Raw genomic sequence first — 13,668 nt, 5'->3', positions numbered from 1 at the left:
TATTTATTATTATTTAGTATAATTGCACTTTAAATTACAAAGCAAATTTAAGTAAATATATCTAGCCTCAAAACTGTTTAATTTACATAACAGTAATTAAAATTTTTATTTTTCAATATTGTTGTGCCTATATGCATCTATAGGCACAACAATATAATAATTATTTAATATCTATATCATAAATATTTTCTCTTAGATTTTTTTGTGGAATGTCGAGAGAGAGGTAATTCTTTTGTAATTTGAGTTTATTTGTGGGCCAATATAAACTAGGTATTTGTTTAAGTATATTTGTTTTTGTATTAAACATATAAATTTTATAAAATTATATTTCTCAAATAATCAAAGAAATGAATGTTTTATAAAATTACTGTTTATGATGATGTGTTGACTAATTTTGACCAATATTTAAGAGCAATTTTTAGAAATAAATATGCAGTATTAAATTTATTTTTTTTATTTCCTTAAAAGTATAATTTATTGAGCTAAATTTTTAATGGAGTAATTATGAAAGGAATTAGTCATTGTTTTTTATTATTAGCTATTAGTGTTGGTTATATATATTCATTTAATGTTTCAAATAGAGAATTTTATGGGATATTAGAAGGATATTATTCGGGCAAAATTGAAGAATTGTTAAAAAAAAATGATGAAGATGCCTATATATATAGACTTAATAAGTTTAAAGAGACATTGGGTGAAATAAGTTCTGGTATCAAGCTATATTTTATTAATCTTATTGATTACCAAATTGCCAGACTTCTTCAGAATAAAGAAGGAAGAAAAAATTCTTCTAAAAGTTATTCTGTTTTAAAATCTACTAAAAAATCTCTTTTAGAGCTAATTGCATCAATGGATTTTAAAAGTTTAGAGAAAAGCATTCAAAGTGATGTTTATAGGATTTTAGGAGATGTTAATTTAATGCTCTTGAGATATGCTGGTGGTTCAGCTTTAAGTAAGCTTGCAAATGAAACTAGAAAATATTTTGAAAAGTCTTTAAAAATTAATAGTAAAAACTCATTTGCTAATACCTCTATTGCAAGTTGGTATTTATATGCTCCAAGGATTGCGGGAGGAGACCCAAATAAAACTTTATTATTCGCTCAATTGGGATTTAAACATGGTCAAACAGATGTAGAAAAATATTTTGCAAATATATGGATAAGCCAAGCATATTTTCTACTTAAAAATGAAAAAGAAAGCCTTAAATATATACTTAGAGCCGAAGAAATATTTCCTAACGGAACTTTTCACAAAATAGTTCTAGAGCAAAACAAAGGTGGAAATTTGTTTATGGATTTTCCTATAAAAAATTAGTTAAATAAGAGGTTAATATAACTTATTTAAGATTTATAAGTTAGTTTTTATATGTTAAAGTTATTGTTAATTTTTTTGGCAAACATCAGTTTATTTTCTTTTGAAAAAGATGTAAAAGCATACATAGATAAAATAGAAAGTATTCATACTAAATATTGTTCTGGTAATTTTGAGTTTGATTTTTTTGCACCCGATAAAATTTTTAAAAATGAACTTAAAAGCATAGAAAACAATATTTTACTGAAATATAGAAGGGAAAGCGTTCAATATAATTACTTGAATTTGCTTATGTCCTTGGTTTTGTGTGACGTTTCTTACTTAATTAATGATCCACATAAATACGATGATTTGATTAAAAAACTAATTCAAAATTATAATTATGCTTTTAAAATTTCCTTAAAAGAAAATGTTCCATCGGATTATTTTAGGGCATTGGGCGAGCTTGCTATAAATTTAATACCCCATGATAGAAACAGATTGTATTCTTATTTTGTTAATGCTAAGAGACATTTAGAAGAGTCTTTAAAAACAGATGTCAATAACGTTAAAGTTTTTATTCCTTTATCTATTTTATATACAGTTAGAGCGTCAAATAGAGATTTTTATAAAATTCTATTGGCAAAAAGCTATATTGATAAAGCAGAAAGCAGTAATCTTAATTCTAGACGAAAATATTTGAAAGAATTGGTAAAAAGCTCTTTTTTAATTCGTACTAATAGAAGATTAGAAGCAATTGAATGTTTAAAAAAAGCCAGGGCCATATTCCCCAATGGAAATATGGCTGTATTGGCAATTGAAAAATTAAAAGAGGGTAATTCTTTTTATTACTAGAAATGATTTTGAATTTAATTTCAATAAAGATTTAAGGTATTCATGAAAAAGTTTTTGTTTTTACTATTTACCTGTTTTGGAATATTTGCAAATGAACTAGAGGATGAACTAAGTGATTTTGTAATACGTGGAGTAGATTTTGAATTTCATCTTGATTATCTTAGTGTTCCAAATAATTTTGAAAATAATTTTGATTTTATTTTGAACATTAAGGAGAATGATTCAAAAATTTCACCTTTTTTTAGATTGGGAACTGATTATTCTAAAATGTTTTTATTTGGTTATGGACTTGCTTATGATTTTAGGAAATTTTTTTCTAAGGTGTTTTATGAGATCAGAATCCCATTTATTTTTAATTCTAAAAATATTGAACATGTTGGTAATTTTGAGATTGGTTATAATTTTGATTATTTAAGACTTGAAAATAGATTTAGATCGGGGTTGATAAATCATTTAATCAAAGAAGCTGAAGTTAGTGTTGATAGGTTATATCATAATGCTTTAACCTTGGAAAACACGATTGCAATTTTACTTCCAATTTATTATTCAGAATTTCAGAGAGCAGATATTAGAACATCTTTTTTGTATAAGTATTTACCAGACAATAATGAGCAGTTTTATAGAGTACATTGGAATTTAAAATATCTTATTTCTATTCCTTTTGGAGAATTGGGATTTAAAGCCGATTTTGGAATGGCAGGCGATTTTAAAAAGTCTTCTATCTTTGAAACCGGATTTGATTATAATGCTTTAAATTTTTATGCTTTGACTATTCCTAAAATGGATCAAGATAGTCTTTATTTTAACGTTGTTTCTAATTTTGGATTAGAGTATAGATTGTTTTTCCTTGAAACATTGAGAAATCTTGCTTCTGATTTATTTTTAGTATTGTCTTTAGATATTGGATATGGTATGAAAGAAGATTTCCTTTTAGATAAAGGAAATCTTCTTTATATTTTGGGCTTTGGGATGGGTTATAAGTTGTTTAAGGAAGTACCTTTTGTCTTTAAAGTTGGTATTAACCAGGATAAAAAGTTATCATTGGGGTTTTTATTAAGTTCAATAATTTTTGAGTGATATCATTTTGAAAAATTTTTTAAAATGTACAATTGAATTTAAAAAATAGGAGGTTTTGTGGGAAATATTAGTCTAGATTTAAAATTGGTTAATAAAAAATACAAAATTGGGCAGGAAATTGTTAATGCAAATAAGGATATCTCACTTAGTTTAAAATCGAGGGATATGGTTTGGATTTCAGGTCCTACGGGGAGTGGCAAGACAACTTTAATGAATTTGCTTTCTGGGATAGATTCACTTGATACAGGAGAGATACGTTTCAACTCAACTCTTTTGAGTTCTATGAATGAAAAGGATAGAACTTTATTTAGAAGATATAATATCGGGTTAATCTTTCAACATTTTGAGCTTATTCCAAGTCTTACAGGATTTGATAACATTTCATTGCCCCTAAGATTTTCAAGAAAAAGTGCCAAGCAATTAAAGTCTAAAACGGAAGAATTAATAGAATTCTTTAAACTTTCAAAGTTTGTTAATAAAAAACCTAAATATATGTCTGGAGGACAAAGGCAAAGAATAGGAATAGCAAGGGCTTTTGTTTATGATCCCAAATTAATAATTGGAGATGAAATAACTAGTCATTTGGACAAAGAAACAGCCATTTTTGTCTATACTTCAATACAAAAATATCTTAAAGATAAGAATGCAATTGGAATTTTTGTTTCTCATGATTACAATTTAAAAAATTTGGCTAATAAACTTTATAGAATAGAAGATGGGGTGCTGTCTTTAGTAGGGGGTGAATGTGTTTAAATTGGCGTTTTACAATATTTTTAGAGATTTGAGGCGTACAATCTTATTGTCTTTGCTTCTAGCAAGTTCTGTAGTATTTTTATTGGTTTTTGTTGGATATATGAATTTTAGCAGAGAAGGGATGGAAAAGAACTTTGTCAGTTCAACTGGTCATATTCAAATTGCTAAAGAAAACTATTTTAATCCTAAATTTAGTAGTCTTAAGAACGAGTTGTTACTTGAAGAAAAGGATATCAATCTTATACGAGATGAAATAGTTGGTTATGATGAATTACAATCCACCAATTTAATAGTCAATTTTGATGGGCTTCTTGGAAATTCTTCGACAAGTAACCCAGTTTTTGCATTTGCCTATGAAGACCCAGACATAATTACAAGCGGTCTATCTTTACTAGAAGGCGATCCTATTTTTAATGATTCTAATGGGGGTGAGTTTTTACTTGGGAGTAATTTAGCGGCTTCGCTTGGTATAGAAAAAATAATGGAAAACAATTCTGATCTTACACTAATGACAAATTTGCTTGGCAAAGGTTTGAATTTTCAAAATATTAAAGTTGCTGGAATTGTAAAATTCCCATTTTCAACAGCAGATAATATTTTTGCAATTACTACTATTAAGACTTTAAAAGACTTGTTTGCATTTGAGGGTGGAGCACACGTAATCCAAGTGTTTTTAAAGAAAAATTCTACTTTAGAAACTTTTAAAAAAAAATTAGATAATCTTAAAAAAAATAAAGGGATTGCATTTGATTATAATGACTGGTTTGAGATTAATCCTTACTTTAAATCTGTTTTAGGAATGACTAGAACAACATTTATGTTCATATTGGTTTTAGTATCTCTTCTTATATTTATTGCATTTTTCCAAATAATGACAGCATTAAGCATTGAGCGCACTAGAGAACTTGGCACATTAAGAGCAATTGGTTTAACCAAATTGGAACTTTTTTACTCTCTATTTTTAGAAATTGTCATTATTTCTGTCATAAATATCGGGATAGGGGTAGTATTGGCTTATTTTGCTAAACTTTTTATACAGTTTCAAAAAATTAGTTTTACTCCTCCGGGTTATTCAGAAACATATTATATCAACATATTTTATTATGCTAGTGATATAATATATGTTTCAATCTTCATGTTAGTCCTTGCTATTTTTTCTTCTATTTTACCATTTAGCAAAGCAAGTAAGAAGTCGGTAGTAGAGGTGATAAACGATGCTTAAAATTTTTGTAATTGTTTTTAATTTTTGTGTTTTAAATTTATTAAATGCTGGAGATGAAAAAAGTTTAATAAAAGAATTTGAAAACCTGTATTATCCCCAATTAAAAAGCGGAATTTATGCTTTCAAGATGAATTTTAAAATTAATGTAAAAAATAATTTAGAAGAAAGTGTAGGTCTAAGAATTATTAATATTGATAATAGAGATGTCCGTTTAATATATATGTCGGGATCAAAAACAGATTTTGCCTTTTTATCTATTAGAAATAAAGGGCATTTTATGTTGGGAAGACAAGCTAAAATTCCAATTAAGGTAAGCGCATCCTATAAGGTTAAGGGTGCATCTGAACTTAAAGATATTTTGGGTTTAAATTTTAATACAGATTTCGTTTTATTAAAAGCCGAAGGCAATAGGTTTGAATTTCAATCAAAAGATAAATCAATCTATCCATTTGTAGATTTATTAAAAATTAATAAAAATGATTTTAAAACTTTACACAAAGACAAAGAATTTAAAACTTTAAAAGAAGTAATTTATAGAAAAGGAAATATTAAAGGAATCAATGCTTTTGTTTATTTTGAAATTAACGATAAAGCTTTTAACGATTCTAGTACAAAAATTTATGTAGAAGATATTATTAGTACGAGTCTAAACAACTCTATTTTTAGTTTAAAAGGATTTAATAGAATATTTGACATATATTCAAGTTATGTGAATTGAGAGTATATGTGGGATAGTTAATAGTGGGATTTTTTAAAAAATTTTTTTTAATTCTTTTTTCGACTTTTCCTAATTTTTTGTTTTCTGAATCTTCTTTGGTTTTTAAGGAACATTTAGGATTAAAAACAAAATTTTCTTTATTATTCCCCGATGAAGATAAAAAAAATTTTTTTGGCACAGGGGCTTTGCAATTCGAAAATAAAGCTTATTTGGGATTTTTATTAAACTATAAAGTGTTAGAATTTGGCTTTGCTCCTTCTTTTATTGTACAAAATAATGATCAATATTTTAGTTTTAATAAATTATTCTTCAATTTAAGCTTTAATGATTTTATTTTTAAATCAGGTAAGCAAAATTATTATTTGGGAAATGGACTAATTGAAAATATTGTTTTAAAAAGGACCACAATAGAACCGGAGTGGTTTTTTGAATTTTATTATTTTATTTCCAATTATTCTATCTCTTTGGGTTCTATCTTCGACAAAGAAAGCTTAAATAAATTTTTGTCTCCTAAATATTTATCCCCCTGGCTTTATTTTCAAGCTTCTTTTGATGAAATAGATTTGCTTGCAATGGTTGAATTCCCATTTAATATTGAAAATAAAACTTTTGATATCAATATTATTTTTGATTTTTTATTTGAAGTTTTTAGTGGAATATTTTTTTACTCTACAGTAAGACAAGACCTGCTTTGGTCTAAAAATTATAAATTTGATGATGATGACAATAGATTTTTGCTTGGCCTTAGATATTATATTAATATTGAAAATGATGTTTTTAATGATTTATCAATAGTATTTGAGAGTTATTCGAAAAATAATAATTATTTTTTGGGATCTGGGATTAAACTAACATGGATTCGTGAATTATTGCAAACAACGATTTCCTTAAAAACCAATTTAAATACTAATTCTTTACAATTCTATTTTGACAATAATTTTTTGATTATTAAAGGATGTTCTTTGAAAATGACAAATATATTAGAATTTAATAAAAAGATAAATCTTAAAGATACTCCTTTTTATAATATGTTTAGTATTGAATTAAAAATTGAATTATAAAATTTTTAGTTGGCATATTGTATTTTTCCATGTTCCATTCAAAATGAGTATATTATAGAGCAAGGTGTAAATGAAATATAAGACAAAAAACAGATACTCTAAAAAACTCAAGCCAATATCTAGTATTAAATGCATTTTTTTAAAAAACTAAACCTGGGGGGGGTGTCAAGTAAAATACAATCAAAATTGTAGCTTAAAGCATTTTTATCTAAACAAAAGCTTAATAAATTATAGATATTATTTTTATAAAAATTAAAAATATATTTTCTAAAATATGAAGTTAAAGCACTTTGTAAATCCATATCAATAAGTATCACTATTATCTCCCTATATCTTTTAGCTTTTTACAAAACCCTTTTAAAAATTTAAAGAAAAAATGTTTATAGTTATAAAAATGTATTTAAATACGAAAAAGTTTTTGTGGATAAAGATGTCAAAAACTAAGAAACAAAATAATTTTAGCATTAAGATAAGTGGTTTTAAAGAATATATAAATTTTAGAAATGCCTTGTAAATAAAGAAATAAAAAAAGAACTGCTTTTTCTAGAATTAAAGAAATAGATGATAAAAAATATATTATACAAATATGTTTAAACATTTAGTAAAATTTAGAATTGTTAATAAATTCTTTATTGATTTTTTTAATCATCTTAATAAGAAGAATTTTTTCACCAACTTATTTGGCTATTTTAAGCATAGTTTTAATAAAAGACGATACAATGAAAATTATTTTATTATTTTAGTAACGACTTTTGCTTTCACCTTTAAAGGCTTAAATTTCAATTAAAACTTGAATATCAGAAAAAGTAATAGAAGGGGGAGAAAAAAGAAAAAGGGAGTTATCAAAAGTATTAGCTAGAGAAAAAACAAGACTGTTACTTGGTTAATTTATAATAAAAGGTATAAATTTTTATAGAAATAGACTTTTAATTGAATTTGCTTTTAATACTGGCATGAGAATATTTTAATCTGTTAACTAGACTGATATAGAATGTAGTACTAGTAGAAATCATATAAAAAGCAGATATTTATTAAAAAACCAAAGACATTTGCCTTGTACAGAAAATTGTAATGTATTTAGATATTTCAACTACCACGATGTATACTTATATACCACCTAATATGATAAAAAGAAGTTATGATTAAGAAGAGTAGAATTTTGTATTAATAAGAATATTTAAAATGAGATTACTAGATGATAAAAATACTATAAAAAAATATTTAATAATAAGATTTATATACAAGAACATTATATTGTATATCATAAAAGTAAAGAATATAATCCTAAAAAGGAGCAAAGTAAATACTTGCTTTTTTTCGTTATAAAGTTAAGAATATATAAACGGCTTTTTGAACTAGAACAATCAAATTAATTTGATTGTTCTAGTAAACTCAAAAAAAACCAAAAATTAGTTTAAGATTTAATACAGATTTTAGTAATTTAAAATAAACAAATAACCAAAAAAGAAATATAAAAAAAATAGCAATAGATGTTTGATGGGGATGAAAATTTAACTATTGAGAGCCTAGATTTAATATATTAAATTAATGATTATTTAATGTATTTTGCTATGTTTTGAAACTATATTAGTATAGCTTTGTTTAATAAGACTTTTGATTTCTTCAGCGTTAGAATTTTCTTTGCAAGAAGTCTGAACATTTCCATTACCAAGCTTACCAATATTACTAACATCTTTGGTAGAACCCTCTTTTAGGGTTATCTGATTTAGAGTAACAGTAATATTTATTTAACTTACTTTGAAAGCAAAATCTGCAAAATTCTTATCATATACCTTAAATGAGGTATAATGCTTGTTTTCAACTTTTTCAATTTCGCTGGAATTTAAATCAAAAATAAACCTTTCTAATTTTTGATATATTGATTTTATATCAGAGTGTAGTCTTTCAAAATTTTTTAAATTTTCAGTTTTAATATTATTGCTATTACTACTATCTATAGTAAATTCTTTATTATTTTTTTTATTGTTTATTAGCGCATCGCCTTTTTCATTAAAGACGTTAAAAGTATTTTTAATAATGTTTTTGCATACTTCATCTGAATATGTTTTATTAAAACCAATTTTAGTTTTAAAAAAATCAAGAAAATCATCACTTATGTTTTTTATTTCTTTTTTTAAATAAACCAAAAGTCTGTATGTATATTTTTTTTCTAATGCAAAAGATCTAGTTTCTTCAATATTTAAAGAATTTCTAAAAAACCTTTTAAGACATTCAAAATCTTCAATTGTTAATTTCTCTAAATTAACAATTGAAAAAGGTTCTTTGTCTAGAATATTATCTTTATCTAAATCCGCATAGAATCTATATTCTATGCCATTTGTTAGTATGCCAAATTCAATTTCATATTTATTGAAACGAAGACTATAAAAATAATCTGATAATTGACTTAAATAATTTTCAAGATTTTCCTTACAATTCTTAGCTTCTAATAAAATAGTAGGCTTTTTGTCTTTTGAATAAAGAATATAGTCAGCTTTTTTTTCATTTTTAACATTACCAATTGCAACTTCAGCTTTAACACATGAAGGATAGGTGTGGCAATATTCTAATGCATCTAAAAATGGATTAATAAAAAATTGTTTTGTTTCAGCTTCGTTTTTAACAATATCCTTATGGGTTTCTATTTTTCTTCTTTTTTTTCTTTAAAACTCATTTTAACGAGATCCCTTTTTATTTTTTTATAAAATTTGTATTTAAAGCTTTATCTTTGCTTGCAATATATAAATTATATTATCAATATTGTCAATAGAATTGAAAAATATTAATTTTTTGGTCTCTTTTTTATATTAGGTGATATACTTGAGTATAAACCGTGGTAGTTGAAATATCCAAATACACTACAATTTTTCGTACAAGGCAAATGCCTTTGGTTTCTTAATAAATATCTGCTAAACAAATATAACAAAGCAAATAAAAAAGATACCTTTTTTAAAAAAATCCTAATTTTAGCCACCATGTAATCTGCTGAGCTCTATAAAATGAATTGCCATTATAGCCTAAAAATCATAGCTATTATTTTTTAAACAAGATTTAAAGTGTTTGGTAGATTATTTTAATTTACATTAACGACTAAAATAGATAATTTTAGAAAGAATAAATGCCGGACAAGTAGCAATCTTAATAAAATGATGTAAATTTCTCATGTAAAGAGAGGTTTAAATATGAATATATATATATATTTAATATCTTTTTTATAATGTCTTGTAAATTATGGTATTTAAATTTAAATGACACTATGAGAAAGGGAGATCAATCGAATTCTGAGGTTGTGGGTGTAAAAGGGATGCTTGAATCTAAGATAGAAGTTAAGATCTTAAGCAAGGACAACCTTAAAGATATGGCTGAAAAGGTTAAGATTTCTGCCAAGGAATCTAAAGATAAAGTTTTAAGTAAAAGGAAGAATAACAAAATAGCATTGGGAAATGCCCCATCACTTGTAAGAGAAATTAGGGAATCAGCTGAAAAGATCGATGCAGCTGTAAAGTCATTAATAGATTCAGGATATAGTGCTTCAAAGACTCTTAAAGATAATATGAAAACCGGAATAGATAAAATCCGCTTGTTAGATAAGATATTAGGGGTAGTGCCAAAAATAAATAGTGATGATATTGATTTTAATAATGATAACAGTATCTATGATAAAATAGAGAAAGTAATAGACGAGTTTACTAGTAAAGAGAAGAATGAGTATGGTTATTCTGGAATATGCATGGATTATTATCCCAAAACAAGCGGAAAAGATTTGGTTAAGAAATGTATAAATGAGTTAATGAAAGATATAGATAAATCACTTAGTGATGTTAAGCGCAACGGAAATGGTGTTTCTGGTGAGTTACTACAAGATAGCGCCAAAAGTAAATCAAAACAATTTAGTGAGCCATTGAAATTATTAAGCGAAGCTGTTGAAACTATAACAGAAACTTGCAATCGTCTTGGCCATAACATAGATGAAAAATAATTATTTCTATTTTTGTATTATTAGTACTTTATTTATAAGCAGAGAGTTTAAAAAATAGAAATTTTAATTACTGTTTTAGATAAAGTATACCATTATAATTTTGATGCTCTGAGCTAACAGTATCCAATGATTACTTTTAACAGCTCAAATCCCAAGGCAAATTTTTCAATTTCTTTACTATATTTCTATTTTTTAGAAACTGGTTTTCTAGAATAGTAATGTTATAGATTTTATTTATAAATTTAATGATATTATTCATTATATTTAATATATTGCTATTTATATAGAACTAAATTTAAAACTTCTTTCTTAAAAACAAACGTCTTAAAATTACTCTTGTAAATGGTGATAAAGTATTGGTAATTCCCAGTAAAATTAAGACATAATTGATTAATTCACAATTTTTTTTAATAAACCCTTTAAAGCCTTTTTCAAAGGATTCAACACCCCTAAAAAGCTCTGTGAGTGCTCTCTGTGAGAGTGCCGAATCAAAAAAACTTCTCCAAAAATGGAGAGAACTGGAGAAGCCATTAAAAATATAAAATTTATACCTTATAATATACACCATATAAATATATATGTCCTATTTTGAAGTTTTTTTATTAATGAATTAATCTATATTTATTTTATGAGAATAATAGAAGGATATTTATTTTATAAAGTTTCTGAAGCGCAAGAAATTCTTAAAAACAAATTTGATTATAAAATTACAAAAAGCCATTTAAGATATAAACTAGAGGTTTTTGAATGTTATATTAGAGTAGGGAATATAATGATGATTCCAGAAGATTTTTTAAAATATTTAACACTTAGTTTAGTCTTATTTAAAAAAAACGAAAAATATAAAATAGAAATAAAAAAAGAAATTAAAGAAAAAATGCCTAAATTTAGAGAATTAATTAATAAAAATAAATGAATTCACTTGTAAAAGCACCCGATATTCGAATTTTAAAACCAAGAAACTTTGCCTTATGATATACTGTACATAAACTTTTTTTAAAAAAAGTTTTAGTTTCTAATGATTAGAAACTTTTATATTGTAAATCTCTATTAGCTTTATCAGATTAACGATGGTGTGAATAATTTAGAAAAAATATCCAATTTGTTAATAAAAGTCCTATTATTTATTTTGTTATACATTTTAAACTTCAACTTGTACCTGTAAATTATCCATCTTACATTAATTATGTTTAACAAAAGTTATTTTATAATATTCAAATATAAAATAATTTTTTAAAATTTTTTCTTTTAATTATATTCATCTAACTCAAATTACACTTGCCCTAGTTCCAAAAGGCATTCTTCTTAAATACTATTTAAATGTTTCCAATCTTTTAGAATTACCATATTACATACAATTTAGCCATAATATAATTGTAATTATTGTTATTATTTTTTTATTTTATATTCTCCATTTATTAACAATCTTCCTATATTCCGGCATTTAAAGTGTTTGTACAAACAAAATTTAATAAAAAGCGTTTCGGCCCTAATCAAAAATCTACTATTAAAAAAATTTAGATTAAATTAAAGATTATATTTTAGTAAAAAATTTTCTATATCTATTTTATATTCTCTATCTTCATTAGAAATTAAAGTAATCTTCAATCGTTTTATTTTTTTTATTTTCTTAAAGAATCCTTTAGAAAGGGTAACGCGTAAATTATTTTTTACTACAAAAGGAAATTTTAAATGAAAAAATTTTTTATCTATATTTGGATCTCCAATATTAAAATCCTTTATTAGCTGCCATTTTTCACTTGGCAAATCATTTTCATGCCTTGAAGCTCGAGCATCTTCAAACCCTTCAAAAATTACATTTTTAAAACCTAAAATTTTATTGTCATGCACTTTAAAATCAAATTTATACCCAGGATTCATAGCCCTATAGGCATCTACCAGATAGCCCGTCATATTCTTATTTTTTATATTTTCTACATAGGGCATCATAAACTCTGATTTTATAAAAACCAACTCTTTTAAATTGTCATCTTTTAAAAGAGATGTATAAGTCTCATTAATAAAGACATTATCGAGTGACTTTTCAACATTTTTATTATAAATAACATTATTTTCTTTTTGTTGATAAAATAAGGAAACCAAAAAAATACAAATTAATAATAGCCATAGCCCGAAAAGTACCATTTTGCTCAATATATTTTTACTCATTAATACTCTATCCTATCAACAAAATTGATGAAAATAGTATCAAATGCATTACAATAACGCATAACATTTTCCCTGCTGACCTTGAAAGAATATTTTTTTTTCTCATTATTTATCTCATCAAAACATTCAACGTATACATCAATTCCATTTACATTTACCAACTTTTTTAGCTTATTTACCCTTTCATCATCTTCATTAAACATACTCATCCAAAATTTGAAATTATTAACCCCATTAACAAAATGGGTATAAATTGGAGATGCCACCACAGAAACCCCATTAATATGCACCTTTTTAAGCACAAGCTCCGAGTTATTTATAATTTGGACTTCAAAATTTGTAGTAGCATCTAATTCTATTTGCCCTGAATAATAATGCCTTAAAATAAAGGCCCCAAATTTGGTTTTTGAATTAAGAGATACCCCTAGTCCAAATCTATTGCTTTCATTACTAAGAATAACCTCTTCAAATACTTCACTGGAAAAAATAAACCCGTTGGGAATTAATAAAAAAATTAACAATATTAACACTTTCACGCCTTTTG

12 protein-coding genes and 1 pseudogene are annotated in these 13,668 nt (G+C 25.0%); 9 read left to right on the top strand and 4 right to left on the bottom strand.

Features of this window, described 5'->3' with window-relative positions:
* Window positions 1-504: 504 nt before the first annotated feature.
* The 7 genes from QIA31_RS04960 to QIA31_RS04930 all read left to right on the top strand — a co-directional run bounded on the left by QIA31_RS04960 (window position 505) and on the right by QIA31_RS04930 (window position 6,976).
* A complete protein-coding gene (locus QIA31_RS04960) occupies window positions 505-1,314 on the top strand; it encodes a hypothetical protein (protein WP_418905301.1) in 810 nt (269 codons plus the stop codon).
* A 75-nt stretch (window positions 1,315-1,389) separates the two neighbouring features.
* On the top strand, window positions 1,390-2,145 hold the full coding sequence (locus tag QIA31_RS04955; protein ID WP_418905300.1) for a hypothetical protein: 756 nt from the start codon (window positions 1,390-1,392) through the stop codon (window positions 2,143-2,145).
* 42 nt (window positions 2,146-2,187) lie between these two features.
* Entirely contained in the window at window positions 2,188-3,222 is a 1,035-nt protein-coding gene (locus QIA31_RS04950; RefSeq protein ID WP_418905299.1) for a hypothetical protein, read from the top strand.
* Between the two features lie 57 nt (window positions 3,223-3,279).
* Window positions 3,280-3,975, top strand: coding sequence for an ABC transporter ATP-binding protein (locus QIA31_RS04945; protein ID WP_418905298.1), 696 nt, complete (start codon window positions 3,280-3,282; stop codon window positions 3,973-3,975).
* A complete protein-coding gene (locus QIA31_RS04940) occupies window positions 3,968-5,197 on the top strand; it encodes an ABC transporter permease (RefSeq protein WP_418905297.1) in 1,230 nt (409 codons plus the stop codon). Before QIA31_RS04945 ends, QIA31_RS04940 begins: the two co-directional genes overlap by 8 nt.
* A complete protein-coding gene (locus QIA31_RS04935) occupies window positions 5,190-5,915 on the top strand; it encodes a hypothetical protein (RefSeq protein WP_418905296.1) in 726 nt (241 codons plus the stop codon). The genes QIA31_RS04940 and QIA31_RS04935 overlap by 8 nt, the downstream gene beginning before the upstream one ends.
* Window positions 5,916-5,938: 23 nt before the next feature.
* Window positions 5,939-6,976, top strand: coding sequence for a hypothetical protein (locus tag QIA31_RS04930; protein WP_418905295.1), 1,038 nt, complete (start codon window positions 5,939-5,941; stop codon window positions 6,974-6,976).
* Between the two features lie 1,748 nt (window positions 6,977-8,724).
* On the opposite strand, the gene QIA31_RS04925 is transcribed toward QIA31_RS04930, so the two are convergent.
* Both QIA31_RS04925 and QIA31_RS04920 read right to left on the bottom strand, forming a co-directional pair.
* The gene (locus tag QIA31_RS04925) at window positions 8,725-9,123 is read right to left on the bottom strand and encodes a hypothetical protein (protein WP_418905294.1); all 399 of its coding nucleotides are present in this window, start codon (window positions 9,121-9,123) and stop codon (window positions 8,725-8,727) included.
* Window positions 9,124-9,282: 159 nt separating this feature from the next.
* Window positions 9,283-9,603: pseudogene (locus tag QIA31_RS04920) on the bottom strand (type I restriction endonuclease); the annotation flags it as partial.
* Window positions 9,604-10,232: 629 nt separating this feature from the next.
* Here QIA31_RS04920 and QIA31_RS04915 point away from each other — a divergent pair.
* The gene (locus tag QIA31_RS04915; RefSeq protein WP_418905293.1) at window positions 10,233-10,955 is read left to right on the top strand and encodes a hypothetical protein; all 723 of its coding nucleotides are present in this window, start codon (window positions 10,233-10,235) and stop codon (window positions 10,953-10,955) included.
* A 628-nt stretch (window positions 10,956-11,583) separates the two neighbouring features.
* Window positions 11,584-11,871 carry a hypothetical protein gene (locus tag QIA31_RS04910; RefSeq protein ID WP_418905292.1) on the top strand — a complete coding sequence of 96 codons (288 nt, stop codon included), beginning with the start codon at window positions 11,584-11,586 and terminating at the stop codon, window positions 11,869-11,871.
* 611 nt (window positions 11,872-12,482) lie between these two features.
* Here QIA31_RS04910 and bptA read toward each other — a convergent pair.
* Entirely contained in the window at window positions 12,483-13,100 is a 618-nt protein-coding gene (bptA, locus tag QIA31_RS04905) for a virulence-associated protein BptA (protein WP_418905304.1), read from the bottom strand.
* A 23-nt stretch (window positions 13,101-13,123) separates the two neighbouring features.
* A complete protein-coding gene (locus QIA31_RS04900; RefSeq protein WP_418905291.1) occupies window positions 13,124-13,654 on the bottom strand; it encodes a hypothetical protein in 531 nt (176 codons plus the stop codon).
* Window positions 13,655-13,668: the final 14 nt, after the last annotated feature.

Origin of the sequence: [Borrelia] turdi, assembly GCF_030439285.2 — a bacterium.
GTDB classification, from domain to species: domain Bacteria; phylum Spirochaetota; class Spirochaetia; order Borreliales; family Borreliaceae; genus Borreliella; species Borreliella turdi.
The sequence above is the reverse complement of the archived record's forward strand: the minus strand, read 5'-3'. Positions and strand labels throughout refer to the sequence as shown.